Below are 24,911 nucleotides of genomic sequence, written 5' to 3' on the forward strand. Positions count from 1 at the left end.
GAGGATACGTGACGCCGGTCAGGCTGCCGGATCACTCCGGACGCGATATCTCTTCGAACCGTGGGGCTCGCCGGATCGTACGGACGCTCGTGGCCAGAGCGGCCAGCGCGATCATGAATACGGCGTAGGTCACCAGCGTCCCCCGCGCGCCGAGGGCCTGGAGCAGGCTGCCGGCGGCCAGCGACCCGAGAGGGATCGCCCCCCAGATGATCAGCCGGGCGACGCCGACGGTTCTGGCCTGGAGACGGTCGGGCGCGAGCGCGTAACGGTACGACGTGAGGACCACGTTGAAGGCCGGCTCGGGCAGTGCGGTCACCGCCACTACCGCGCCGAGCGCCAGCGGCGAGGGCAGCCACACCAGCGCCACCATGCCGCCGGCCCACAGCCAGAGCGACCCGAGCACCACCAGCCGTGGAGTGAGGCGGCGTTGCAGCCAGGGAGCGGCGAACGCGCCGGCGATCGCCGCGCCGCCAGGCAGCGCCAGCATCATGCCGATCAGCGACGCGGATGCACCCAACTGCTGGGCTCGCACGATCAGTACGAGCGTCAGTGAGGCGAGGACGAGATTGACCGCGCCGGTCAGGGCCACCAGGGACCGCAACAGGTGCTGGCGCCACAGCCACGCCAGGCCTTCGGCGATGTCGGTGAGCAGTCCCCGACGTGGTTCCTCCGCACGCCGTTCCTGCAACCCGGGCCGTACGAACAGCATGGTGAGAAAGCCGAGCACGTAGGAGAAGAGGTCGAACACGAACGGCAGCGTGTGGCCGACGGCGAACAGTGCGCCGCCGAGCGGGCGTCCGGCCAGGTCCGCGCCCAGTTCGCGGGCCTGGTTCTGGGCGAGTGCGGTGGGCAGTTGGGGCCCTGGGACGATGTGCGGCAGGGCGGCGGACTCGGCGAGCTGAAAGAACACGAAACAGGCGCCGTCCAGGAAGACGACCACGAGCAGAGCCGCCACACTGACCCGATCGACCGCCAGCGCCAGCACCACAAGCCCCAGGAGCACCACCCGAACGCCGTCGGCGGCCAGCATCACCCGCTTGCGGTCCCAGCGGTCCACCAGCGCCCCGGCCGGTAGATACAGCACCAGAAACGGCAGCGTCTGGGCGAACCCCACAAGCCCGGCCTGAAACGGTGAACCCGTCAGCGCGAGCACCAGCAGCGGATACGCGAGCGTGGTGACCCGCATCCCCACGGTCGAGACGACCTGACCGCTCCACAGCAGCATGAAGTCCCGGTTGCGCCACAACGGCCGCGTGGCGGCCGGCGACGCGAGACGTTCGCTCATCGCTGCAACTGCCGGGTGTACCGGACAGGCACCTCACGGGACGCTCTGCTTCCCTTGCCGTTCCCTGGTAAGCCCATCCTTCCAAAGGTGGCGTGCCGCCCCTGGCCTGTCCAGTACGGTCGTTGGCCGTGTACGGCACTCCGGGGTGTGCCGTAATTCGCGTACATACCCCTCCGGACCGCACAGCGACAGCAGTTCAGCCAGCTATGAGTAGCCGTCACCGGCCGCAAGCACTGGTATGGGCCGGACCGGCGTGATCGTGCCGGTCGACAGCGCCTGAGCCGATCATTCGGTCGTGCTGCGGCCGGATGCGTTCAGACAGTGCCTCGCTGCCGCGACGAGTGTGAGGGCTGCGGCACTCGCTCCGCCGACGGGCGGGCTGACGTTGGTGGTGAAGGCCATGCCGACGGAGAACCGAGGATCGGCCAGCGCGAGCGAGCCGGCGTGTCCGTCATGTCCGTACGAGGCCGGGCCGAGAAGGGGAAGACGAGCCGTGGGCCTTTGGACTCCGGACCCGAAGTGGGACGGCTCGCCGAGGACCTCGTCGAGCCCGATCGAGCGGGTGCGGGCGAGCGCGGCGCTGCTCTCGGTGTCCAGCAGGCGCACATCGTCAACCGGTCCGACGGCCGCGGCATACAGCCGTGCCAGGTCGCGGGCACCGGCGACCAGATTGGTCGCGGGCCAGGGCGCTGCGAGAACATCCGGCTGGTTGAAGACCGAGGGGTCTTCGAGCAGTCCGAGGCCGACGGAGTCGAAGAGCAGCCCGGGGCGGGCCAACTGCAGCGGGGTGCGCATCGGGGGGCGTGTTCGCAGCGGCAGCACGTCGTGGTTGTCCGACGGCGGAACCCCGAGACCGAGCGGTTGCCGGATGTGTGCGTGGATGTACTCGGCGACGCTGATGCCCAGGGCCCGCTGGAAGACGCCGTCGAGCAGGGCTCCGTAGGTGATGGCGTGGTAGCCGTGCTTCGTCCCCGGTTCCCAGTAGGGTTCCTGCCGCTCCAGGGCGGTTTCGAGCTTGCCGGCCAGGTGGTCTTCCACGGTGAGCTCCTGGTCGACCAGGGGCAGCCCCGCCTGATGGCTGAGCACGTGGCGGGTGGTGATGCGTCGGGTCGCTGTCCGCCGCATGGCGGGCCAGACATCGCAGAGCGGGGCATCGAGGTCGAGCCGTCCGTCGGCGTGCGCGTGCTGGGCGGCGATCGCCGAGACGCCTTTGGAGACGGAGAACAACAGGTACCGGGCATCCTGAGGGCCTCCGTACGACAGGTCTACGACAGGGATCTATGCGCCCACGCTCCGCTACCACGACGGCCGCTTCTGACTGATCGTCACGAATGTGAGAGGCGACGGCAACTGCTGGTGCACCACGGCCGCAGTTGCACAGGTCCGCATCGATCCCCACACCGGGAAGACGTTGGGTTCGCCGCGTCGGCTCTGGTAAGGGTCTCTGAATCGTTGGTGGTCTGCTGCCGGCGTCGCTCCTAGGCGTGGCGTCGCTGGTCAGCGAGGGTTCTGACGTGCTGTCGCCTAACCCCGATTATTCAGTGAGGTCTTCTCGGCAACGTGATAGTTGCGGTGTGTGACGGGGTACGGGTGCCCGCTCGCGGCCTAGTTCTGCGGTGCCAGGGTGCGCAGGACGTCGAACTCGTTGCCCTCGGGGTCTGCCATGACCACCCAGTTTCGGTCTGAGCCCTGGCCCACATCCGTCTTGGTGGCGCCGAGGCCGAGCAATCTGGTCACCTCGTCCTCGGTGCTGCCGTCGATCGGGCTGACGTCGAGGTGAAGCCGGTTCTTCACGGTCTTGCCCTCGGGCACCTGGATGAACAGCAGGGTGGGCGGCATCTGGCGAGCCCGAACATCCTCGACGGTCGGCACCCAGGAGCCGATCTCGACCTTGCCCTCGCTCCGGTCGATCACCTGGAAGTCCAGGACCTAGCACCAGAAGGCCGCGAGCATCTCCGGATCATGGCAGTCAACGGCCAACTCGGTGAACCTGTTTGTCATGACTCTCCCCCCCAGATAGTGCGGACGGGGCTCAGAGTATGCCGCCCGTCCGACAGATCCGAGATCTTCCTGGCTCCGCCGAGGAGTTCGAAACGTTCGCGCGCGACGTCAGGCATCCCCTCGTGGGCGAGCTGAGCGCCCGCGCCGGCCCACTGACCGAGCCGCCCCTGACGAACGAGGAACGGGACGCGGTCCTCGGTGCGCCGGAACCGTCGGGAAGACGGGAGGGCTGACGCGAGGCGTCAGGAAACACCCACCTCTCGAGGAGAACGCCCTCCGAGGAGACCGGGTCGCGCGGCATCACGTCGCGCTGCGCTCGCTCGCCTCTCTCATGTCCCGCTCCACGGCCCGGTTCTGCGCGGTGTCCGGCTGTCCCGCCGCGCTGCCCGGACGTCCGGCGCGGAGCAGTCCGCGCCAGTTCTCCCGGCTCCAGTCGGCCGGGCCGGTGGTACTCGTGAACTCCTCGACGAGGGAGAGGAACCGCCCGGGGTCGGTGTGGAACGGGAAGTGCCCGGCCCCCTCGAAGATCTCCAGGCGGCTGCCGGGCATCGCCTCGTGCGCCCCGTACGCGTGCCGTACGGGCACCACGCTGTCCCGGTCGCCCCATATCAGCATCGTGGGCATGCCCTCGGTGAGGTAGCAGCGGTCGAGCATGGTCACCACCTGGCCGCGCCAGTCGACCACGGCGCGCAGGGTACGGATGAAGGCGCTGCGCGAGGTCGCGTCGGGAAGCGCGTCCACGAGGGTGAGCAACTCCGGTGCGTCCTGGCCCAGATCGGTGTCGAGGAGTCGCATCAGGTGGGCGAACAGGCGTGCTTGCACACCCATGCCGGGCAGGCGCAGCGCGGAGAGCATCAGATGGGCGCCGGGCAGCGACACCGCCCGCAGGACCGGATTCACCTCGCGGCCCACGCCGCCCGCACTGACCAGGATCAGCCGCTCCGTGCGCTCCGGGAACTGGTACGCGAACTGCATGGCGACGCCGCCGCCGAGCGAGTGCCCGACCAGCGTGGCCTGTTCGATGTCGAGCGTGGACAGCAGGTCGCGCACCCCGTTCGCGTACGCGGCGACCGAGTAGTCGGCCCGGGGCTTGTCCGAGGCGCCGTGGCCGAGCAGGTCGGGGGCGATCACCGTGTGGGTGCGGGCGAGGTCGGGGATGAGCTCGGCCCAGGTCGCCGAGGAGTCGCCGATGCCGTGGATCAGGACGAGTACCGGGCCCTGGCCGGCCATGCGGTAGGCACGGCGGTAGCCGTGCACGACGTGGTGGTGCATCCGTAGTTCTCCGTCGCCCACCGGGCGCAGCCGCTTGATGCGCCGCGGGCGCTGTCGTGGGACGTCGACCACCGGCTCACCTCCCGTTCCGGGCCGCAGAAAATGCGGCTCCAAGCGCTCGGTTCCAGCGTAGGGCCCTTGTCCCACAAGGGATTTCCGTGAGGTTTCGCCTCCGCTAACCGGGCGAACCGACACGTACGGAAAGGGCATTGTGAGGTTCTCCGCCTCGTTCACGAAGGCCGCGACGAGCTGCTCGGCCTGAGCCTGCGCGCGTCAGCACAGGCACCGTGGCGGCCCGCCGATCTCACCAACTGAGGCCCTGGCACGAGCCAGGCGGTGGTCGTCGATACACCACTCCACCAATGGCATCTTCGATATCAGTCCCGCGATGCGGGCGAGGGGATCCATATTCCGTGGCGCCCGAGGGCGTACGCCTCTATGGTGGGTGCGAATCGCGCGGTAGCCGGTGGCTGCCGCTGTCGGCCGAGTGAAGAGCAGGAGGTGTGACCGATGGCTGTCTTTGAGATGGGCGCTGCCCGCATCCGGAAGTTCATCAAGTCCACTTCCGTGGCCTCCGGCTGACCTTTCTTCTCCCGTGCCTGTGAGCGCGGTGCCGGGGCCACCCTTGTGAAGGGTCACCCCTTGTCTTTCTCTTCTCTCCTGGGTTCGCCCTCGTCTTCCTCGCATCCGCTCGTGCCGTACGGCTGGGATGCGGACTGGGAGGCCGAGTTCGCCCCATATGCCGGGCAGGGTCTGCTGCCCGGTCGTGTCGTACGTGTCGACCGCGGCCTGTGCGACGTCGTCACCCCGGCCGGCACCGTCCGTGCCGACACCGAGTTCGTCGTTCCCCGTGACCCGATGAAGGTCGTGTGCACGGGGGACTGGGTCGCCGTCGATCCTGATGGCGGCGATCCGCGCTACGTGCGGACGCTGCTGCCGCGCCGCACCGCCTTCGTACGCTCGACGTCGTCCAAGCGTTCCGAGGGCCAGGTGCTGGCCACCAACATCGATTTCGTCGTCATCTGTGTGTCGCTCGCGGTCGAACTGGACCTCGGGCGGATCGAGCGGTTCCTGGCGCTGGCCATGTCCGGTTCGGGTGGTGAGGCACCGCTGCATACGTCGGCACTCTCCTGGGAGTCTGGGGCGCAGCCGCTGGTCGTGCTGACCAAGGCGGATCTCGTGCCCGATGGTGCGACGCTGTCGCATCTGGTGCAGGACGTGGAGACCACCGCGCCGGGTGTGGCGGTGCTGCCGGTCAGTTCCACCGTGGGGGACGGTCTCGATGTCCTCGCCGCGGTGGTCTCCGGGGGTACGTCCGTGCTGCTCGGGCAGTCGGGCACCGGTAAGTCGACCCTCGCCAACGCCCTCCTCGGGGAAGAGGTGATGTCGGTCCAGGCCGCGCGTGACGTGGACGGGAAGGGGCGGCATACGACCACGACCCGCAACCTCCTCGTGCTGCCCGGCGGTGGCGTTCTCATCGATACGCCCGGGCTGCGGGGTGTGGGGCTTTTCGATGCCGAGGCCGGGGTCGGGCAGGTGTTCTCGGAGATCGAGGAGCTTGCCGCGCGCTGCCGCTTTCATGACTGTGCGCATGTGGCTGAGCCGGGGTGTGCGGTGTTGGAGGCCGCGGAGTCGGGTGTGCTGCCGGAGCGCCGTCTCGACAGCTATCGCAAGCTGGTGCGCGAGAACCAGCGGATCGTTGCCAAGACGGATGCGCGGGCTCGGACGGAGCTTCGGAAGGAGTGGAAGCGGCGGGGGGCCGAGGGGCGGGCCGCGATGGAGGTGAAGCGGGGGCGCTGGCGCTGAGCCTTGGCGGGTGGAGGCGTGGGGAAGGGGGTTCTTTCCCCAGGCCGGCCCCTTCCCGGCTGTATCAATTTGCGGCCCCGCCGCGTGAGGGGGCTGCGCCCCCAGGCCCCCCGCCAGGGGGTGGGGGTGACACGTTGTGTCGCGACTGCGGGCCCGTCGTGGCTGGTCGCGCCCACGCGGCGGAGCCGCAAATCGGATACAGCCCCGCGCCCCCTGAAAAGCAAAAGCCTGCGTCTCCACGCACCCGTACTTGCGCATGGCGTCCGAATCCCGCCAGTCCAACAGTCGGTGCCCCCGCACACTGGAGGTGTGGATGACGAGACCCGCTACGAAGCCGTACGAAGTCGGGACGCTCGGTTTGACGGGGAGTTCTTCTTCGCCGTCGAGACGACCGGGATCTACTGTCGGCCCAGTTGCCCGGCGGTGACGCCCAAGCGGCGGAACGTGCGGTTCTACGCGACGGCCGCCGCGGCGCAGGGCGAGGGTTTTCGGGCGTGCCGGAGGTGTCGGCCCGATGCCGTGCCCGGTTCCGCGGAGTGGAATGTGCGCGCGGACGTCGTGGGGCGGGCCATGCGCATGATCGGGGACGGGGTCGTGGACCGCGAAGGTGTCGCCGGGCTCGCCGTGCGGCTCGGGTACAGCGCGCGGCAGGTGCAGCGGCAGCTCACCGCGGAGCTGGGCGCGGGCCCGGTGGCACTGGCGCGGGCCCAGCGGGCGCACACCGCGCGGGTGCTGCTGCAGACCACGGAGCTGCCGATCACGGAGATCGCCTTCGCGGCCGGGTTCGCGAGCGTGCGGCAGTTCAACGACACGATCCGTACGGTGTACGCCTCGACGCCCAGCGAACTGCGCGCCGCCGCGCCCCGCGGACGCGGGGCCGCCTCCCGCAGGGCGGCCGCCACCCCGTCCGCCGGCATCCCGCTGCGCCTCGCGCACCGCGGCCCGTACCAGGCCGCCGCCGTCTTCGACCTGCTGGCGGCCGAGACCGTACCCGGCGTCGAGGAGGTCGCCGGAGCCCCGGGCGACCGTACCTACCGCCGCACCCTGCGCCTCCCGTACGGCACCGGAATCGTCGCCGTCAGCGAGTCCCGACCCACCAAGTCCCGCCCCGGCGGCTGGCTGGACGCCCGGCTCCACCTCACCGACCTCCGCGACCTCACCACCGCCGTACAGCGGTTGCGCCGCCTCTTCGATCTCGATGCCGATCCGTACGCCGTCGACGAACGGCTCGCCGCCGATCCCCTCCTGGCACCGCTGGTGGCCGCTCGGCCGGGGCTGCGCTCGCCCGGTGCCGCCGATCCGGAGGAGCTGGCGGTGCGCGCGGTGGTGGGCCGGGACGAGGCCGAGCGGCTGGTGCGGGCGTACGGGAAGGCGCTGGACGCGCCCTGCGGAACGCTCACGCATGTCTTTCCCGAGCCGGCCGCCCTCGCCGGGGCCGAACCGGACGGCACCCTCGGCGCCCTTGCCGCCGCTCTCGCCGACGGCCGCCTGCGGCTCGACGCGGGTGCCGATCGCGACGACGCGTACCAGGCCCTGTTCGCGCTGCCCGGTATGGATCCCCGCACCGTGGCTGCCATCCGCGTCCGCGCCCTCGGCGACCCGGACGTGGCCCCGCCGGGCGAACCCGTTCCCGACACCTGGCGACCCTGGCGCTCCTACGCCCTGCGGCACCTGCAGGCAGCACAGGCAGTCAGCCGACAAGTCCCCTGAACCGCAACCGAGTCGGACGTCCACGGCCGGGCAGAGGGTACGGGTCAGTCCTCCAAGCCCCAGCTGTGGATCCGCCTCGGATGGACGCGGATCAGCTCCTCGCTGAAGTGAGGGCCCAACTCATGTGGTCCGGTGAGGAGTTCGGCCTCGCCGCGGATGTCCACGCCGCGTACCTTCCAGGGCCGGAGGCTGACGATGTCGTCGACGACGAGGGCGACCTTCGGGTTCTTCCGCAGGTTGCGCCACTTCTTCGTGGTCCCCATGGCGTAACCGCCGATCAGGATCGTCCCGTCGTCCTGCGGAAAGAAGCCGACGGGGTTCGCCTGCGGCTGGCCGTGCTGGTCGACGGTGGCCAGCCGGCCCAGCCGCTGCGACTTGAGATACGCGCGTTCGGCCTCGCTGAATTCGGTCATGGCAGCAGCCAAACACGGGCACTATGCCGTACGCATCGGATCCTTGCCCTACGGCTGGAGACCTACATCGCGGTCGCGGGCAGCCCCCAGCGCGGTGCCTCCTCGTTCGGCTCGACGGGGGCGATCCGCAGGTCCGGACGGTCACCCTTGGCGGTGATGAGCGCCGACTCGCCCTTACGCAGGGGGACTTGGATCACGCCGTCCCCCACCGGCTCGTATCGCAGCGGGCGTCCCCGGCCGTCCCGTACGTCGATCGCGCCCGCAATGCCATGCCGTACGACGCAGGGGGCGCCCGCCTCGCTGACCAGCCGGACCCAGCGGGTCGCCCCGTCCTCGCGTATCGCGCTGAGCAGGAACGCGCCCTGCGTACGGAAGTTGTGGACCGTCAGGTCTGCCCATGCAGCGGGGAGCGCGGGGAAGACGTGGATGATGCCGCCCCAGGACTGGCAGACCATGTCGTGCAGGGACTGGGCGGCCGACAGCGGGGTCTCGATGACCGGGCCGGTCTCCTTGTACATGGTGTTGGGCTGGATGAAGCGGGACATGAGCTGGCCGAGGTATGTGAGCGCGTCCTCGCCCTTGCCGAGCAGGGCCGATATCGAGGCCGCGCCCGTGAACGTATAGCCCTGGAGAGCGCCCTCGAAGCCGACCCAGTGGGCCAACGACCTCTCGATCAGAGCCTTTTCGTCAGGCGTACGGCCCGTCAGTTCGTACAGCGGGTACACCGCGAGCAGATGCGAGTAGTGGCGGTGCGACTTCGCGAAGGGGATGTCCGCGCCGATCATGAAGCCGTTCTCGTCGGTCGGATACGCCGCCCGTCTGGCCAGCACCTCGCGCCAGCGCGGTGCCAACTCGTCGTCGATGCCGAGGAGTTCGGCCGACTCCAGCAACGTACGACAGCCCCATGTCAGCAGCATCAGGTCGTAGTTGCAGTCCCTCGAGTTGCCGCCGTACTCCGGTGAGAAGGTGGCCGGCAGATGCAGCTTGCCGTCCGCGCCCGGCTCCAGGAAGTGCAGGTAGTAGTTGATGGCCTTGCGGAGGAGGGGGAAGAGGACGTCGCGGAGGATCGACTCGTCCATGGTGTGGCGGTAGCTGAGCCAGACGTTGTGCAGGGCCCAGGTGAGGTTGCCGACCTCGGGAGTCGGCGGGTCCTGGCCCGGGATGCCGACGCCGTAGCCCAGTACGGGGTTCGTGGCGCCGCCGTTGACGAGTGAGGCGTCGGTGGTGCGCGGGATGCCGAGGGAGTCGGCGCGGTACGCAGGCGCCATCTCGGCGGTGAGGTTGTCGCGGAACTCGCTCAACGCCCTTGTCACCGCGTCGAGTTCGAGATGGTTGGAGCCGTGGATCAGCCAGTACTCCAACTGCACGTTCAGGTTCCACCAGGTCGCCGGCCACGGAGTGGACTCGACCCAGGGGCCGCACGTGGCCATCACAGGCGCGTCGCGGCGGGCCGCGGACGCCGTCTTGTAGAGCTGGATCCAGTAGAAACGCTGGATGCGCGCGTCGGGCAGCGAGAGAAAACCCTTCCGGTAGAAGGCCCGCCACCAGGTACGATGCGCCACCGCCAGGAGATCGTACGAGAGGAGTGAGGCGTTGCGGACGGCGGCTGTCGCCCGCCCGAGCGCCGTCGACTTCGGGTACGAGTGCGCGACATGCGCGTACAGCGTCCGCGTACGGCCCCGGGTGCGCTCCCGCCACGCGGTGACATGCTGACCGCCGGACAGCAGCGGTTGTACGGCGGTGGAGATGCCGTCGTGTTCCCCGGTCTCGGCGGGCGGGTTGGCCGCGTACCCCTCCGGCAGTGGCCGGAACGCGGCGCGCGGGCTGATCGCCTCCGCCGGGTGGAAGACCCACTTGAAGTCGCGCTCGCCCTCGCTCGGCGTCACCTCTATGGCCAATATGGAGCGGGAGTTGTGTACCAGGGCGCGGATCGTGAGCGTGCCCTTGTCGGTGGTGAGGGTGCCGGTCAGCTCGGCGTCGCGCAGGCCGAGGCGCCAGTCCAGGCCGGTGATCGTGCCCACCGGTTCCAGGGTGAAGTGGCCGATCGGCAGCCGCGCGAGCCCGAAGAGCGAGCCGAACTCCGGGCGGTGGTCCTGGACTTCGGAGTGCTGCACATTGAAGCGGACGGCCTCGGTCTCCCTGCCCGGTTCGGCGTAGATGCCGGATCCCAGGAAGCCGTTGCCCAGGAACGGGCCCTCGTACCAGGTCTTCGGCATCCGCTGCCAGACCAGGTCGGCGTCGTCGAGGACGGTACGCCAGGGGTCGGAGGAGTGGTATGGGTCGGCTCCGGAAGCCGCTGTGCCGGAAGCCGCCGTGGCTGCCGTGGCCGGTGCGGGCAGGCCGCCCGCGAGCAGTGTCCCGCCGAGCGCGGAGCCGGTGGCGAGCACGGTACGTCTGGACGGGTGGCGGGAACGACGGCTGGACGGGTTGGGCATGGCGCCTCCTGGCGGCTCGCATGGCACAGGGATGCGAGGGATTCATGGATTCATCGGAGCTATCCCAGTGCGCAAGTTAGAGATGACGCGTGAGATCGTCAATAAGTCGGGAGAGATCCGATGTGTTAGCCGCTGTGTTGGAGGCGGTGTGTCAGGGGCGGTCAGTCCTCGCGCTCCCGGGCGACCCAGCCCCGCTCGTACGCATGCCAGCCGAGCTGGAGTCGCGTGGTCACGCCCGTCAGTTCCATGAGGCGTTTCACCCGGCGTTGTACGGTTCGCAGGCCCAGGTCGAGTTGCTTGGCGACGCTCGCGTCGGTCAGACCGGCGAGGAGCAGGGAGAGGATCTCCAGGTCGGCGGTGTCGGGTCCGTCCGGCTCCTGCTCGGTGAGCGTGCCGGCCGCGCCGAGGCGCAGCGGGAGCGCGTCCCGCCACACCGACTCGAACAACGCCGACAGCGAGGTGAGCAGCCCGCTCGCGTGCACCACGAGTGCGGCGGGTTCGAGGGCGCCCGAGGCCAACGGCACCATGGCGAGCGTCCGGTCGGCGATCACGAGCTGGGTCGGCACCTTGTCCACGACCCGTATTCGTTCGTCGCGGCCGAGCGCCTCGGACAGTTCGGACAGTTCGGCGATGCCGGTGGGCCGGTGCAGCACGGCGCGCTCGGCGACCACGCGGTAGCGGGTGGCCTTCTCCTTCGTGTCGTTCCCGGCCCCGGTGACGAAGGACGCGTCGGCGGTGGCCAGCACGCACACCTCCTCGCGTGCACCGAGCCGGAGTTGCAGCAGCCGCTGCGAGACCGATGCCGCGCCCGTCACCACCTCGACCAGGTCGTGCCCGGCGGGCTCGGCGGCCTGCGTGCGGTACTCCTCGGCGAGCCGCGCCGCCGCCAGCTCCGCCTTCTCCAGCTCCTGACGCCGCTGGGTGAGCAGCGCGCCGAGGGCGACCCCGGGCGGCGCCGCCACCCAACGCCCCGGCCGGGCCGAGGACTTGGCCGCGAGACCATGTCGCTCCAGTCGGCGCAGCGCCCGCTCCGTGTCGTGCTCGCCGAGCGTGAGCCGCCGCGCGAGGTCCGGCACGTCGGCGGCGCCCACGGACACCAGCGCCCGGTACGCCGACTCATGCGTCTCGTCCAGGCCGATCGCTCCCAGCATCCGGCGACGCCCCTCCTCGATGACCGGCCGTGGCGGAAAACAGCCACGGCGTAAACCTGCCGCCGCACATATTCTCGTACCACCAGCCTCTCTACCATGCTTGCGTCACTGTGGCGTCAACCGCCGTACGGCATCCGCGCCATGGGCCGGTTTTTCCGGATGCACCGTTTTCATCCGGCCCGTCCAGTGGACAATTGAGGGCATGAGCCAGCAGGGGGAGACGCCCACCGGTCAAGACGACGACTGGTGGCGGCAGTTGTACGACGACTCCACCGAGGACACGGGACCGGCGGCCGCGGCCGACTCCCTCGACGACCGGTTCGCCTCGGCGGCGGGAACGGTCGGAGCTGTTCCGCGACAGGGGCCGTCCAGCGGGGGCGCCCCCGCGAAACCGCCGGCCTCGGGGCCGCCGTCCGCGATGCCGCAGTCCTCGGTGCCGCCGGGCGCCGACGCGTTGCGGCGCAGTGGGCTCCAGCGGCAGCGGGCGCCCTGGGAGGCGCCGCCTCCTGAACCGCCGGGGCCGGCCTCCTTTCCACCGGGTCCCAAGCCGTCGGGGTTCCGTACGGAGGTTTCCGGCGGCGATACGTCCACTCAGACGCCGGGGGCGACGCCGGCCGCTTCCGCTTCCGCTTCGGCCTCCGCCTCCGCCTCCGCCGCGGCCGAGCAGGCCGAGACCTCGGCGGATGTCCCGTACGACCAGGGGGCTGAGTCGCCGGCCGGCGGCCCCGCCACATTGATCGACGCCCCTTCAGGCACCCCGCCCGAGGGCACCCCATCCGACGACATTCCGTCCGATGCCCCGTCAGCGACCTTCACGGACACGCCGTACGCCCCTCACACCCCCGCCCGACCCACCGTCGACCACGTAGGCTCCGGCCCGCCCACCTACGACCCCGAACCCACCGCCCTGCCGCCCGCGGACCCCGACGATCTCGACGACCTGGTCGCCGACACCGTGCTGGACGGGGCGCACTACGGGACCTCCACGCTGCGGGCCGCTTCCGTGCGCGGGGACTCCGCGCGGTACCGGGGCGAACCGCGACGCGACTCGTTGCTGACCGCGCGGTTCGGGACGGGGGAGCAGGCGCTGGTACTGGTCGCCATGGCGACCGGAGCGCGGGCCACTCCCGGTGCGCATCGGGCCGCCGCCGAGGCCTGCCAGTGGATCGGGCGGGCCGTGGGCCGCAGCCACGCGCGGTTGGTCGAGGACATCAGGGCGGCCCGGCGCGGCGACCTCAAGTCAGGGCTGCACCGGCTCACCGACCGCAGCCTGGGCAAACTCCGGGCCACCGCCGCCGAGCAGGGCATCGACCCGGAGGAGTACACGGCGAGCCTGCGCTGCCTGCTGCTCCCCGCCGACCCCGAGTGCCGTACGCGCGTCTTCTTCGGCGTCGGAGAGGGCGGTCTGTTCCGGCTGCGTGACGGTGAGTTCCAGGACATCGAGCCACGGGTCGCCGAGACCACCGGCGAGGCCGTGGTCGGCTTCGGCTCGCCGCCCTCCGAGACCCCCGAGGGCGACCGGCTCACCATGGACCTCGGCATCACGACACCCCCGAGCCCCTACGAACCCGCCCCCCGACCGCCCCGGCCGCCCTTCCGCTTCCGCGCCTCCGTCGCCCGCCCCGGCGATGCACTGCTCCTGTGCACAGGCGGCCTGGCTGAACCGCTCCGCGGCGAACCCGAACTCGCCCACCACCTGACGGACCGCTGGACGGACACCGAGCCACCGGGCCTGGCGGCCTTCCTCGCCGACATCCAGGTGAGGGTCAAGGGATACGCCGACGACCGCACAGCAGCGGCGGTCTGGGAGGAGTGACGACTCCGCGCGGAGCGAACTGGGGGTGGCCGAATTTTGTCGGAATGTCCCCTTCGGTGCGGGGAACTCGTGGCCTATCGCAGGTAGTTGACCATTCGACATGACTGGCGCACTCCGTGCCGGGCATGCATTCCGTGAATGTGTTCGAGCCGGAGGGGGCGACAACGACGTGCGGGCGGGGGTCATGAAGAGGCAGGTACGAGGAGGCGGTCCCGTGGTATCCGGGGCCTTCTCGGCGAAGACGGTGAAGGCGGCGGAGGAACCGGCGGACAGCGCGACGGGTCGGCAGGACGGTCCGCAGCTCAGGCGCAGGCTGCGGCGGGCCGATCTGCGGGCCGTGCCCGAAGTGCGCAGAGCGCTGCGGGAGTTGCTCTCCCGCTGGGGAAGGCCCGGAAGGTCCGAGATAGCGGAACTGCTGACCAGCGAACTCGTCACCAACGCCCTCGTCCACACCGACAGCGACGCGGTGCTCACGGCCACCGTCGGCCCGCGCGGACTCCGGGTGGAGGTAAGGGACTTCCTGGGCCGCAAGCCGAGTCTGCGGTCGGCGAACGCCGAAGAGAGTACGCATGGCCGGGGCCTGCTGCTCGTGCAGTCACTCGCGGACGAGTGGGGCGTACGGCCGCACGACGTGGGCAAGTCGGTGTGGTTCGAACTGAACGGCGGCGCGGCCTAGTTGAGCAGGCCACGCCGCCGTACGAAATAAGGCCACGAGGTGGGGGAGACCCTAAAGGGAGATCAGTTCTCAGCCGAACTGCTGCTCCAGGTCCTTGAGCTTGCGCTCCAAGGAGTCCAGCCGAGGCAGAGCCATCGTGTCGTCCTCGGCCGTGAGGTCGACGGTGACCGGCTCGGCGCCGCTTCTAGCGGGGGCGAGGGAGGGACGGGCGGCGCGCATGGGCAGTGGTTCCGGCGTCGATATGGCAGGCTCCGCGGTCACCTGGGCGGGGGCCGCGGCGGCCTGCACAGCCTGCACCTCGACCTGCCGGCCGCCGCGCCCGATCAGTCCGCGGTGGCCACGGGTGAGCGCCTTGATACGGGCCCGGTCCAGCCGCTCCTGGTCGCGCCGGCGCTGCCGGTTCGTCTCCTTCTGCCGCTTGTCCTCGCGCACTTCCTCGACGGCCTCGTCCAGGCTGCGCACACCTTCGAGGAGCATCAGCGACCAGGCGCTGTAGGTCTCACGGGGAGCACGCAGCCAGCGGACGATCCGGATCTGCGGCAGCGGGCGGGGCACCAGGCCCTGCTCGCGCAGCGCCGCCCGGCGGGTCTGCTTCAGTGCCCGGTCGAACAGCACCGCGGCCGACAGCGACATGCCCGCGAAGAAGTGCGGGGCGCCCGCATGGTCGATGCCCCGGGGGGCGTGCACCCAGTTGAACCAGGCGGCAGCGGCCGCGAACGTCCACACAAGTATCCGGGAACCAAGCGCCGCGTCGCCGTGGCTGGCCTCGCGTACCGCGAGCACCGAGCAGAACATCGCGGCGCCGTCCAGGCCGAACGGAACGAGGTACTGCCAGCCGCCGGAGAGATTCAGGTTCTGCTCGCCGAAGCCGACCAGGCCGTGGAAGGAGAGCGCTGCGGCGACCGCGGCGCAGCAGAACAGCAGCACATAGGAGGCGGTGCCGTAGATGGCCTCCTTGCGCCGGCGTCGCTCTTCGCTGCGTTCCCAGGAGTCGTCCGCTTCTGCTGCTTTCTCCCCGGCACGCTTGCCGCGCGCGAGCACCGCAACCGCCGCCAGCATGCCCAGGAGCAGTACGGCGCCCGGAAGCAGCCAGTTAAGCGATATGTCGGTCAGTCTCATCTGGGGTCCCTTGCATTGGGATAGGGCGTAACGCCCGCCATATTGGCCCAATCCCGTCGGCCCTCAGAGGGTTTCGGCGCAAGAGGCCGCCAAGGGAGTGCAAGGGGATGCGCAGGGCGACGTTCTGCTCGAACTTTCGAGCGAGGGGCGAGGGTTGAGTGCGAATAAGACTACCCGTATCGGTGGTTCCACGGATAGTTCCTGCGACAAGTGAGGAAGTTGTGAATCGCCTGTAACCCGCGGGGTGGTTTTCAGCCTTCGGTGGCTCTCGACCGGCCGTGGCGGCAGCCGAATTGCCGCCGCCCAGGCACCGTGCGGGCCGTCAGCCGGCCGCTGCCGCCGTCAGCTTCTCGATGCGGAGCTCGTCGCTGTTGCGGGGGCAGTTGGCGCAGGTGTCCTCGGGGACCAGGGTGTAGAAGAAGCAGCAGCTGGCCCGGTCGCGGGTGGACAGCGACTCGCCGCACGGGCCGGTCAGTTCGCGGAACGCGGGCGTGCCGACGTACGGGCGGGTCGTGCCCGGGAGCAGCCGCTCCAACTCGGCCATCACGCGCGGCTCCTCGCCGAGTTGCTGACCGATGTAGTGGAGGCTCTCGACCAGGTCGTCGGTCACCGTGCCCCACAGGGCGCGGCCACGGCGGCGCATCCGGGGGCCGAAGCCGCCGAGTACCGGTTCCAGGTGCTCGGCGACGGCCGCCCGTACCTCCTCGCGCAGCGCCTCCTCGTCCGGTACGACACGGGCGCCGGGCAGCGTGGCCGCCGGGTCGTCCGGCAGGCAGGCGAACTCGCCGACCCGCACCGCCATGCGGCCGAGCTCGCGCTGGTAGGAGACGTTCTCCAGGGGGAAACGGGGCACGCGGCGCAGCAGGAACCACGGCAACGTGAACAGCAGGCAGGCCGGCCAGGCGTACCGGTGCAGGCCGAAGCTGGCGATGACGTCGGGGCGGGCCTGCTGTCCGTAGTCCCTGAGCGTCTGTGCCTCGTCCCACGCGAGGAACGCGTCGAGGTCTTCTCCGCCCGCCGCGAGCCCGTCGACGGTGACCCAGCCGTTGCCCTGCGGGGCCGGTTCCTCGGGGCCGAGTTCCGTGATGCCCAGGTAGGGATACGCCTTGGTCAGGCGGTCGTACGCCTCCGTGACAACTGAGTGCGTCGGGCTTGCGGGGGCGCCGGGCGAGGCTGCGGCCTGGGCGGGAACGGACATATAAAGACCACCGATCACGCTCGTTTACAGGTAAGGCTTACCTTAGCCGATGTGTTCGAGGTTTGAACTGCCGCTCGCTCCGCCTATCGTGCAGGACGTACGGCCACATCACCCGCAATGACCACAAGTACCGCCAACTCCGGAGGAGGCCCCCGTGAACCAGGCCGGCCAGCGTGACGGCTCCGCCGGGGAAGCGGGGGATACGTCGGCTCAGGCGCACCCGGCGGCGGACGCCCGCCCGAGGACGGGGGCGGCCAGGGTGCCCCCGCAGCAGGGGGCGGCGGATGCGGACCGGGAGCGTGAGGGCGGTCGCCAGGACACGCCACGGGACGCTGCCGCACGCTCGGACTCCGCCCGAGGCGAGCACACCCACAGCGAGATCCCGATCCCGTCCCCCCGGGCGGCAGCCCCCCGCCCCGTCGTCCAGCGGTCCTCCGTCCGAGGGCAGATCCTCGATGCCCTCCGCGTCGCCCTCATGGGCGGAGAGCTCGTGCCTGGTGAGGTCTACTCCGCCCCCCTGCTCGGTGAGCGCTTCGGGGTCTCCGCGACGCCCGTACGCGAAGCCATGCAGCAGCTTGCGGTCGAGGGGGCCGTGGAGGTGGTGCCGAACCGAGGGTTCCGCGTTGTCGAGCGTGGGGCGCGGGAGTTGGCCGAGCTTGCCGAGATCCGGGTGCTGCTCGAAGCGCCCGTGATGCAGCGGCTGGCTCGGAGCGTGCCCGCCGAGCGCTGGGCGGAGTTGCGCCCGCTCGCCGAGGCGACGGCACGGGCCGCCTCGACCGGCTGCCGGGCCACCTACGTCGAGTCCGACCGCGCCTTCCACCGCGCCGTGCTCGCCCTCTCGGGCAACGAGCAGCTGGTACGGATCGCCGACGACCTGCACCGCCGCGCCCAGTGGCCCCTCGTCACCGGCCCCGGCTCCCGCCGCCGGGCCGCCCTGACGGCGAACGCCGCCGAACACGCTGCGCTCCTCAGCGCGTTGATCGACAGGGACTTGGCGACGACGCAGTCCCTCGTGCGGGATCACTTCACGTGCACGTAGGCGCTCCGCTGGGGGTGCAGTGATTCGGCTGCGGGCCGGTGGGGGCTGGTCGCGCAGTTCCTCGCGCCCCTGAGTGGCCTGGGGTGCGTTCGAAGCTGCGGGTTCGTCGTGGCTGGTCGCGCCCACGCGGCGGAGCCGCATATTGGCACAGTCCCGCGCCCCTGAAAGGAGGGCCTGCGGCCTCCTTTCAGGGGCGCGCAGCCCGGCACCCTCACGCCGTAGCCGCCGGCGGTGCCAACCGTGGTGCCAGCCACGTCGGTACGCCCCCGAGGAGCCGGAACAGGCGCGCCGCCTCGGCTCGCAGCCGGGACGCTTCCGGCTCGATCTCGGCGTCGGCGAGGGAGGCCAGCGCGGGCGCCGTGCCGACCAGGTAGCCCAGCTCCTCGCGGATCCGCAGCGATTCGGTGAAGCCGTGTCGGGCCTCCGCCAACTCCCCTTCCCGCAGGGCGAGTCCGGCGAGGTGGCGCCAGGTGAAGGAGAGCAGCAGCGCGTCGTCCTGAGCGGTCGCGCCGGCGTGGGCGCGACGGTATGCGGCGCGGGCCGCCTGCGGGGAGTGCGCGAGGTTCTCGGCGAGGAGCCCGCGCCGGAAGTCGAGCAGGGCCCGGCCCGGAGCGCCCGGCGCGATCAGCGCCGCCGCCCGGCCGAGCGCGGCCCGCGCCTCGTCCGCCCGGTCGCGTACGCCGAGCAGCGTGGCCGCGTACGCCAGCTGCCCGCGCTCGCAGGCCGCCGCACCCCGCTCGTCGTCACTGCGTGCCAGCGCCTCCGCCGTACGCAGCGCGTCCTCGGCCTCCGCCCAGCCCTGCTCGGTGTAGAGGCACCGCTCGACGAGGAGCGAGGCCCGCTGGAGCGCCGCGCCCGCCGTGACGGGCTCGAGAAGGGCGGCTGCGTCGGCCCAGCAGGCACGCGAGCGCAGCCGCCATACCGCGGTCTGGACTGGATCGTCCCCTGCAGCGGTTCCGTAACCAGACATGGCGGGATACGCCACGTTGCCCTCCCCGAGCACACCATTGAGCTGTTGAGTGGTGGCCGCATCTCAGCATGAATCCGCGCGCCTGGCCAAGGGGGTGGGTGAAGGATTTCACAAAGTCATGGTGCAAGGAGTGGCACTTCGTGCCTCCAGATCCACGTCCCTGTGACCTCAGCTCATCCGCAACGCCAGGAAGAAGTCCAGCTTGTCCTCGAGCCGCGAGAGGTCGCGACTCGTCAACTGCTCGATACGGCCGACCCGGTAGCGCAGCGTGTTGACGTGCAGATGCAGTCGGCCCGCGCACCGCGTCCAGGAGCCGTCGCAGTCGAGAAACGCCTCGAGCGTGGGGATCAGCTCGGCGCGATGCCGGCGGTCGTAGTCCCGTAGGGGATCAAGGAGGCGAGCCGTGAAGGCCCGGCGTACGTCGTCCGGTACGAAAGGCAGGAGCAGCACATGCGAGGCCAGCTCCTGATGCCCCGCCGCGCACACCCTCCCGGGACGAGCGGCGGCGACCCGGCGTGCGTGCCGGGCCTCCTCCAGCGCGCCCCGCAGTCCCTCCGCCGAGTGCACGGCCGCGCTGACGCCGAGCGTGAGCCGCCCGTCGTCGTTCAGGCCCGCCGACAGCGGGCCGCGGACGGCCGCCAGCAGCGCGTCGGCGAGCAGCCCCGGCTCCGGCCCGTCGTGCTCGGAGGTCACGGCCTGCAGAGGTACGAGCGCGATCGCCTCCTCGCCCGTATGGGCCACCGCGATCCGGTCGGAGGGCTCGGGTCCGGACGACAGCGGGTCGACGAGAATCTCCTCGAGGAGCGACTGGGCCACCGGGCCGCCCTCGATCTCCCCGCCGTCCCACTCGACACGGGCCACCACGACCTGCCACTGCGGGGCCGCACCGAGCCCCGGCAGCAGCACGGGCGCCGCGACCCGCAGCCGCGCCGCGATCTCCGCGGGCGCGGCACCGGCCTGCACCAGCTCCAGCACCTCCTGCGCGAGCCGACGGCGCACCGTACGCGCCGCGTCCCGCCGGTCCCGCTCCACCGCGATCAACTGCGTCACCCCGTGGAGCAGGTCGAGCCGCTCCTCCGGCCAGTCCCCGGCGTCCGCCTCCACCACGAGCAGCCAGTCCGACAGCACCGTCTCGCGTACGTCGCGCGAGGCCGCCGCCCCCCGCCCGCTGCTGAGGATCGCGAACAGGGAGTACGTCGTACCGCCCACCGACACGCGGTACGGCCCGCGCCGCCCCGTGCGCACCGCCGCCAGGTGCTCGGCGGCCAGCTTCGCGCAGACCTCGGCGGGCAGCCCGGGCCCCGAGAGGTTCGCGCCCGCGATCGCCCGCCCGGCGGGGGACAGCACCCAGGCCCGCAGGTCCAGATCGGAGCCGAGCAGGTCCAGGACCACGTCCGGGCCCCCGCCCGCCGGTCCGGAGGTCATCATCCGCCGGTGCCGGTCCACCACGGCCGCCAGATCCCCGGCCCGCTCGCCCGAGACCTGCCGTACGACATGCTCGGTGATCGTCGCGAAGGCCACCGACTCGTCGACGGCGAACAGCGGCAGCCGGTGCCGGGCGCAGGCCAGCACCAGATCGTCGGGGACGTCGCCCAGCTCGGCCTCACCGGCCGCCAGGGCCGCGACCCCGGCGGCCACGAGTATCCGTACGAAAGGCTCGGAGTCCGCCGCGCTGCGCCGCCACGCGAGACCCGTGAGGACCAGTTCGCCGCCCGAGAGATAGCGGCTGGGGTCCCGCAGATCCGTGGTCATCACCCCGCGCACGCTGCGGTCCAGCTCGTTCTCGCCGCCGAGCAGCCTGAGGCCCAGCGCATCGGTGTCCAGCAGTGCGCGCAGCCGCATTCTCGTCGCCGCCGTTCCTTGTCTGGAAATCTCTGGTTCCCGGGGACCGTGTCCGGTGTTTCCCGAGGAAAACGATGAGGTTGCCGGCGCCCCCCGTTCGGACGAATCTACAAGACGATCGCCCTGGCCAGCCGACTCCTTCATGGTTTGTGTGACTGACCTGGGTGCGGGCAGCCGCGGTCTACTGACCTCAAGCCCTGTGAACAGCATCTGAACGAGCCGATGCCGCCGTCCCCGACCTGGCTCAAACGGAACGCCCCTCGATACGAAGAAGAGAGCCGATCATGGACTTCCTTCGCCCCGGCAGCTGGGAGGAGGCGCTCGCCGCGAAGGCCGAGCACCCCACCGCCGTGCCGATTGCGGGCGGCACCGATGTGATGGTCGAGATCAACTTCGACCACCGCCGGCCCGAGTACCTCCTGGACCTGAACCGCATCGGCGAGCTGAGCGACTGGGAGGTCGGCGAGGAGACGGTCCGGCTCGGCGCCTCCGTCCCCTACACCCAGATCATGGAGCACCTGCGGGCCGAACTGCCGGGCCTCGCCCTCGCCTCGCACACCGTGGCCTCCCCGCAGATCCGCAACCGCGGCGGCGTGGGCGGCAACCTCGGCACCGCCTCTCCGGCCGGCGACGCCCACCCCGCGCTCCTCGCCGCGGGCGCCGAGGTCGAGGTCGAGTCCGTACGAGGCTCCCGCCGCATCCCGATCGACGACTTCTACACCGGCGTGAAGCGCAACGCGCTCGCCGCCGACGAGCTGATCAGGGCCGTACACATCAAGAAGGCCGAAGGACCGCAGCAGTTCTCCAAGGTCGGCACCCGCAACGCCATGGTGATCGCTGTGTGCGCCTTCGGCCTGGCCCTGCACCCGTCGTCGCGTACCGTCCGCACCGGCATCGGCTCGGCCGCGCCCACGCCCGTCCGGGCCAAGGCCGCCGAGGAGTTCCTGAACGCGGCGCTCGAAGAGGGCCGCTTCTGGGACAACGGCAAGATCATCACCCCGTCGGTCGCCAAGCAGTTCGCGGACCTGTGCGCCGCCGCCTGCAACCCGATCGACGACGTCCGGGGCACCGCGAGCTACCGCCGCCACGCGGTGGGCATCATGGCCCGCCGGACGCTCACCTGGACCTGGGAGTCGTACCGCGGCACCGCCGCCACGGAGGGAGCTGCGTAATGCGCGTCAATTTCACGGTCAACGGCCGCCCACAGGAAGCCGACGACGTCTGGGAGGGCGAGTCCCTGCTGTATGTGCTGAGGGAGCGCCTGGGGCTGCCGGGTGCCAAGAACGCCTGTGAGCAGGGGGAGTGCGGCTCGTGCACGGTGCGGCTCGACGGCGTACCGGTGTGTTCGTGTCTGGTCGCGGCGGGCCAGGTCGAGGGGCGCGAGGTCGTCACGGTCGAGGGGCTTGCGGAGTACGCCAAGCAGCGTGACGCGGGATGCGCGACCGGATCTTGCGGTACGTCCCTCGACGCGGCCAAAGGGTGGTCGGCGCACGGCACCGACTCACAGACCGGCGAAGGCACCCAACTCTCCCCCGTCCAGCAGGCGTTCATCGACGCAGGCGCCGTGCAGTGCGGCTTCTGCACCCCCGGTCTGCTGGTCGCGGCCGACGAGATGCTGGAGCGCAACCCGACCCCGACCGACGCGGACATCCGCGAGGCGCTGTCGGGCAACCTCTGCCGCTGCACCGGCTACGAGACGATCATGAACGCGGTCCGCCTCGCGGCCGCCAGGCAGTCGGAGGCGGTCTGAGCATGACCGGCAACAACGCTCCTCTCGGCACCCCCACCAAGGTCACCCAGGGCTCACAGACCAAGGGCGGCATCGGCGAGTCCACACTCCGCCCTGACGGCACACTCAAGGTCACCGGCGAGTTCGCGTACTCCTCCGACATGTGGCACGAGGACATGCTGTGGGGCCAGATCCTGCGCTCCCCGGTGGCCCACGCGGAGATCGTGTCGATCGACACCTCCGAAGCCCTCGCCCAGGCCGGCGTGTACGCCGTCATGACGTACGACGACCTGCCGACCGACATACGGCACTACGGCCTGGAGTTCCCGGACACCCCCGTACTGGCCCACGGCCGCGTACGCCACCACGGCGAGCCCGTCGCGATCGTCGCCGCCGACCACCCGGAGACCGCACGCCGCGCCGCCGCGAAGATCAAGGTCGAGTACCGCGAACTCCCGGTCATCACTGATGAGTTGACCGCCACGGCCCCCGACGCGCCGCTGATCCACGAGAACCGCACAGATCACTACGCCGCCCACGTCACCCACCCCAACATCCTCCACCGCCAGCCGATCATCCGCGGAGACGTCGAGGAGGCCCGCCGCCGCGCCGACTTCGTCGTCACGGGCGAGTACACCTTCGGCATGCAGGACCAGGCCTTCCTCGGCCCGGAGTCGGGACTCGCGGTCCCCGCGGAGGACGGCGGCGTCGACCTCTACATCGCCACCCAGTGGCTGCACTCCGACCTCCGCCAGATCGCCCCGGTCCTCGGCCTGCCCGAGGAGAAGGTGCGGATGACGCTGTCCGGCGTCGGCGGCGCGTTCGGCGGGCGCGAGGACCTGTCGATGCAGATCCACGCCTGCCTGCTGGCGCTGCGCACGGGCAAGCCGGTGAAGATCGTCTACAACCGCTTCGAGTCCTTCTTCGGCCACGTCCACCGCCACCCCGCGAAGCTCTTCTACGAGCACGGGGCAACGAAGGACGGCAAGTTGACGCACCTGAAGGCCCGCATCGTCCTGGACGGCGGCGCGTACGCCTCCGCCTCACCGGCCGTCGTCGGCAACGCCGCCTCGCTCGGCGCGGGCCCGTACGTCATCGACAACGTCGACATCGAAGCCCTCGCCCTCTACACCAACAACCCGCCCTGCGGCGCCATGCGCGGCTTCGGCGCGGTGCAGGCCTGCTTCGCGTACGAGGCGCAGATGGACAAGCTCGCCGACAAGGTCGGCATGGACCGGGTCGAGTTCCGCCGGCTCAACGCCATGGAGCAGGGCACGATCATGCCGACCGGCCAGCCCGTCGACTCGCCCGCCCCGGTCGCCGAACTCCTGCGCCGCGTCAAGGCGATGCCCCTGCCGCCGGAGCGCCAGTGGGAGAGCTCCGAGGGCGCGGACGTACGCCAGCTGCCGGGCGGCCTGTCCAACACCACGCACGGCGAAGGCGTCGTACGGGGTGTCGGGTACGCGGTCGGCATCAAGAACGTCGGCTTCTCCGAGGGCTTCGACGACTACTCGACTGCCCGCGTCCGCATGGAGGTTGTCGGCGGCGAGCCCGTCGCCACCGTCCACACCGCGATGGCGGAGGTCGGCCAGGGCGGCGTCACCGTCCACGCGCAGATCGCCCGCACCGAGCTCGGCGTCACCCAGGTGACGATCCAGCCGGCCGACACGCAGGTGGGTTCCGCGGGTTCGACTTCGGCATCCCGTCAGACGTACGTCACTGGCGGCGCCGTCAAGAACGCCTGCGAACTGGTCCGCGAGCGGGTCCTGGAGATCGGGCGCCGCAAGTTCGGTACATATCACCCGGCTTGGGCCACTGCCGAGCTACTGCTGGAGGGCGGCAAGGTCGTCACCGACGGCGGTGAGGTGCTTGCCGACCTGGTGGACGTACTCGAGGACGAGTCGGTCGAGGTCGAGGAGGAATGGCGGCACCGGCCGACCGAACCGTTCGACCGGCATACCGGGCAGGGCTTCGGACACGTGCAATATTCGTTCGCCGCGCACCGGGCCGTGGTCGAGGTCGACACCGAGCTGGGGCTGGTGAAGGTCATCGAGTTGGCCTGTGCCCAGGACGTCGGCAAGGCCCTCAACCCGCTGTCCGTCGTCGGCCAGATCCAGGGCGGTACGACCCAGGGCCTGGGCATGGCGGTCATGGAGGAGATCCTCGTCGACCCGAAGACGGCGAAGGTCCGCAACCCCTCCTTCACGGACTACCTGATCCCCACGATCCTGGACACGCCGACGATGCCCGTCGACGTACTCGAACTGGCCGACGCGCATGCGCCGTACGGGTTGCGGGGTGTCGGGGAGGCCCCGACACTTTCGTCAACTCCGGCTGTCCTTGCGGCCATTCGGAACGCGACGGGCTTGGAGCTGAACAGGACGCCGGTACGGCCGGAGCACCTTACCGGCATGTGACCCTCCGGGGCGGAGAGGAGAGCGAGACCGAG

The 24,911-nt window shown here is 70.7% G+C and carries 19 protein-coding genes and 1 pseudogene; 9 read left to right on the plus strand and 11 right to left on the minus strand.

The genetic code is table 11. The features are described from left to right. Positions 1-31: 31 nt before the first annotated feature. Both OP79_RS36100 and OP79_RS36105 read right to left on the minus strand, forming a co-directional pair. Positions 32-1,285, minus strand: a complete 1,254-nt coding sequence (locus OP79_RS36100) for an MFS transporter (protein WP_033326362.1) — start codon at positions 1,283-1,285, stop codon at positions 32-34. Between the two features lie 285 nt (positions 1,286-1,570). Next, positions 1,571-2,563 (minus strand): serine hydrolase, encoded by a 993-nt coding sequence (locus OP79_RS36105; RefSeq protein WP_078492217.1) that lies wholly within the window; start codon positions 2,561-2,563, stop codon positions 1,571-1,573. Here OP79_RS36105 and OP79_RS57365 point away from each other — a divergent pair. Beyond that, positions 2,550-2,720: pseudogene (locus tag OP79_RS57365) on the plus strand (glycoside hydrolase family 43 protein); the annotation flags it as partial. The gene OP79_RS36105 and the pseudogene OP79_RS57365 overlap by 14 nt on opposite strands. Before the next feature lie 170 nt (positions 2,721-2,890). On the opposite strand, the gene OP79_RS49965 reads toward OP79_RS57365, so the two are convergent. Both OP79_RS49965 and OP79_RS36120 read right to left on the minus strand, forming a co-directional pair. Next, on the minus strand, positions 2,891-3,211 hold the full coding sequence (locus tag OP79_RS49965; RefSeq protein ID WP_245685572.1) for a VOC family protein: 321 nt from the start codon (positions 3,209-3,211) through the stop codon (positions 2,891-2,893). A gap of 375 nt (positions 3,212-3,586) precedes the next feature. Next, the gene (locus OP79_RS36120; protein ID WP_033326366.1) at positions 3,587-4,630 is read right to left on the minus strand and encodes an alpha/beta fold hydrolase; all 1,044 of its coding nucleotides are present in this window, start codon (positions 4,628-4,630) and stop codon (positions 3,587-3,589) included. 570 nt (positions 4,631-5,200) lie between these two features. Between OP79_RS36120 and rsgA the strand changes: the two genes are divergently transcribed. Both rsgA and OP79_RS36130 read left to right on the plus strand, forming a co-directional pair. Further along, positions 5,201-6,364 (plus strand): ribosome small subunit-dependent GTPase A, encoded by a 1,164-nt coding sequence (gene rsgA, locus OP79_RS36125; protein ID WP_033326368.1) that lies wholly within the window; start codon positions 5,201-5,203, stop codon positions 6,362-6,364. 309 nt (positions 6,365-6,673) lie between these two features. Beyond that, positions 6,674-8,074, plus strand: a complete 1,401-nt coding sequence (locus OP79_RS36130) for a DNA-3-methyladenine glycosylase 2 family protein (protein WP_051745179.1) — start codon at positions 6,674-6,676, stop codon at positions 8,072-8,074. A gap of 44 nt (positions 8,075-8,118) precedes the next feature. On the opposite strand, the gene OP79_RS36135 is transcribed toward OP79_RS36130, so the two are convergent. The 3 genes from OP79_RS36135 to OP79_RS36145 form a co-directional block, all read right to left on the minus strand. After that, the gene (locus OP79_RS36135; RefSeq protein WP_033326466.1) at positions 8,119-8,487 is read right to left on the minus strand and encodes a PPOX class F420-dependent oxidoreductase; all 369 of its coding nucleotides are present in this window, start codon (positions 8,485-8,487) and stop codon (positions 8,119-8,121) included. A 62-nt stretch (positions 8,488-8,549) separates the two neighbouring features. Continuing rightward, the gene (locus OP79_RS36140; protein WP_033326372.1) at positions 8,550-10,922 is read right to left on the minus strand and encodes a glycosyl hydrolase family 95 catalytic domain-containing protein; all 2,373 of its coding nucleotides are present in this window, start codon (positions 10,920-10,922) and stop codon (positions 8,550-8,552) included. A gap of 161 nt (positions 10,923-11,083) precedes the next feature. After that, a complete protein-coding gene (locus OP79_RS36145) occupies positions 11,084-12,073 on the minus strand; it encodes a helix-turn-helix transcriptional regulator (protein ID WP_033326374.1) in 990 nt (329 codons plus the stop codon). A 202-nt stretch (positions 12,074-12,275) separates the two neighbouring features. Between OP79_RS36145 and OP79_RS36150 the strand changes: the two genes are divergently transcribed. After that, the gene (locus tag OP79_RS36150; protein ID WP_033326376.1) at positions 12,276-13,889 is read left to right on the plus strand and encodes a protein phosphatase 2C domain-containing protein; all 1,614 of its coding nucleotides are present in this window, start codon (positions 12,276-12,278) and stop codon (positions 13,887-13,889) included. A gap of 184 nt (positions 13,890-14,073) precedes the next feature. Further along, positions 14,074-14,565 carry an ATP-binding protein gene (locus OP79_RS36155; RefSeq protein WP_078492218.1) on the plus strand — a complete coding sequence of 164 codons (492 nt, stop codon included), beginning with the start codon at positions 14,074-14,076 and terminating at the stop codon, positions 14,563-14,565. A 69-nt stretch (positions 14,566-14,634) separates the two neighbouring features. Here the strand turns inward: OP79_RS36155 and OP79_RS36160 are convergent, their stop codons facing one another. Together OP79_RS36160 and OP79_RS36165 are read right to left on the minus strand one after the other, a co-directional pair. After that, entirely contained in the window at positions 14,635-15,684 is a 1,050-nt protein-coding gene (locus OP79_RS36160) for a DUF2637 domain-containing protein (RefSeq protein ID WP_033326378.1), read from the minus strand. A 322-nt stretch (positions 15,685-16,006) separates the two neighbouring features. Next, the gene (locus OP79_RS36165; protein WP_033326380.1) at positions 16,007-16,882 is read right to left on the minus strand and encodes a (2Fe-2S)-binding protein; all 876 of its coding nucleotides are present in this window, start codon (positions 16,880-16,882) and stop codon (positions 16,007-16,009) included. A gap of 154 nt (positions 16,883-17,036) precedes the next feature. On the opposite strand from OP79_RS36165, the gene OP79_RS36170 reads away from it, so the two are divergent. Next, positions 17,037-17,921: a GntR family transcriptional regulator gene (locus OP79_RS36170; RefSeq protein WP_425428655.1), complete on the plus strand. Its 885-nt coding sequence runs from the start codon at positions 17,037-17,039 to the stop codon at positions 17,919-17,921. A 211-nt stretch (positions 17,922-18,132) separates the two neighbouring features. Here OP79_RS36170 and OP79_RS36175 read toward each other — a convergent pair whose 3' ends face one another. Further along, a complete protein-coding gene (locus OP79_RS36175; RefSeq protein ID WP_033326469.1) occupies positions 18,133-18,906 on the minus strand; it encodes a hypothetical protein in 774 nt (257 codons plus the stop codon). 153 nt (positions 18,907-19,059) lie between these two features. Further along, a complete protein-coding gene (locus OP79_RS36180; RefSeq protein ID WP_033326381.1) occupies positions 19,060-20,733 on the minus strand; it encodes a PucR family transcriptional regulator in 1,674 nt (557 codons plus the stop codon). A 284-nt stretch (positions 20,734-21,017) separates the two neighbouring features. On the opposite strand from OP79_RS36180, the gene OP79_RS36185 reads away from it, so the two are divergent. The 3 genes from OP79_RS36185 to OP79_RS36195 are packed head-to-tail and all read left to right on the plus strand — an operon-like array spanning position 21,018 to position 24,879. Then, entirely contained in the window at positions 21,018-21,905 is an 888-nt protein-coding gene (locus OP79_RS36185) for an FAD binding domain-containing protein (RefSeq protein WP_033326383.1), read from the plus strand. Next, positions 21,905-22,483 carry a (2Fe-2S)-binding protein gene (locus tag OP79_RS36190; RefSeq protein ID WP_033326385.1) on the plus strand — a complete coding sequence of 193 codons (579 nt, stop codon included), beginning with the start codon at positions 21,905-21,907 and terminating at the stop codon, positions 22,481-22,483. Before OP79_RS36185 ends, OP79_RS36190 begins: the two co-directional genes overlap by 1 nt. A gap of 2 nt (positions 22,484-22,485) precedes the next feature. Then, positions 22,486-24,879 (plus strand): xanthine dehydrogenase family protein molybdopterin-binding subunit, encoded by a 2,394-nt coding sequence (locus OP79_RS36195; RefSeq protein WP_033326387.1) that lies wholly within the window; start codon positions 22,486-22,488, stop codon positions 24,877-24,879. Positions 24,880-24,911: the final 32 nt, after the last annotated feature.

Origin of the sequence: Streptomyces yerevanensis (genome assembly GCF_000716805.1) — a bacterium.
GTDB classification, from domain to species: Bacteria; Actinomycetota; Actinomycetes; order Streptomycetales; family Streptomycetaceae; genus Streptomyces; species Streptomyces flaveus.

Excerpts from the sequence above, each read along its gene's own strand:
- OP79_RS36100 (WP_033326362.1), bottom strand. The coding sequence starts at position 1,285 with ATGAGCGAACGTCTCGCGTCGCCGGCCGCCACGCGGCCGTTGTGGCGC.
- OP79_RS36135 (WP_033326466.1), bottom strand. The coding sequence starts at position 8,487 with ATGACCGAATTCAGCGAGGCCGAACGCGCGTATCTCAAGTCGCAGCGG.
- OP79_RS36140 (WP_033326372.1), bottom strand. The coding sequence starts at position 10,922 with ATGCCCAACCCGTCCAGCCGTCGTTCCCGCCACCCGTCCAGACGTACC.
- OP79_RS36145 (WP_033326374.1), bottom strand. The coding sequence starts at position 12,073 with ATGCTGGGAGCGATCGGCCTGGACGAGACGCATGAGTCGGCGTACCGG.
- OP79_RS36150 (WP_033326376.1), top strand. The coding sequence starts at position 12,276 with ATGAGCCAGCAGGGGGAGACGCCCACCGGTCAAGACGACGACTGGTGG.
- OP79_RS36155 (WP_078492218.1), top strand. The coding sequence starts at position 14,074 with ATGAAGAGGCAGGTACGAGGAGGCGGTCCCGTGGTATCCGGGGCCTTC.
- OP79_RS36160 (WP_033326378.1), bottom strand. The coding sequence starts at position 15,684 with ATGAGACTGACCGACATATCGCTTAACTGGCTGCTTCCGGGCGCCGTA.
- OP79_RS36165 (WP_033326380.1), bottom strand. The coding sequence starts at position 16,882 with ATGTCCGTTCCCGCCCAGGCCGCAGCCTCGCCCGGCGCCCCCGCAAGC.
- OP79_RS36180 (WP_033326381.1), bottom strand. The coding sequence starts at position 20,733 with ATGCGGCTGCGCGCACTGCTGGACACCGATGCGCTGGGCCTCAGGCTG.
- OP79_RS36185 (WP_033326383.1), top strand. The coding sequence starts at position 21,018 with ATGGACTTCCTTCGCCCCGGCAGCTGGGAGGAGGCGCTCGCCGCGAAG.
- OP79_RS36190 (WP_033326385.1), top strand. The coding sequence starts at position 21,905 with ATGCGCGTCAATTTCACGGTCAACGGCCGCCCACAGGAAGCCGACGAC.
- OP79_RS36195 (WP_033326387.1), top strand. The coding sequence starts at position 22,486 with ATGACCGGCAACAACGCTCCTCTCGGCACCCCCACCAAGGTCACCCAG.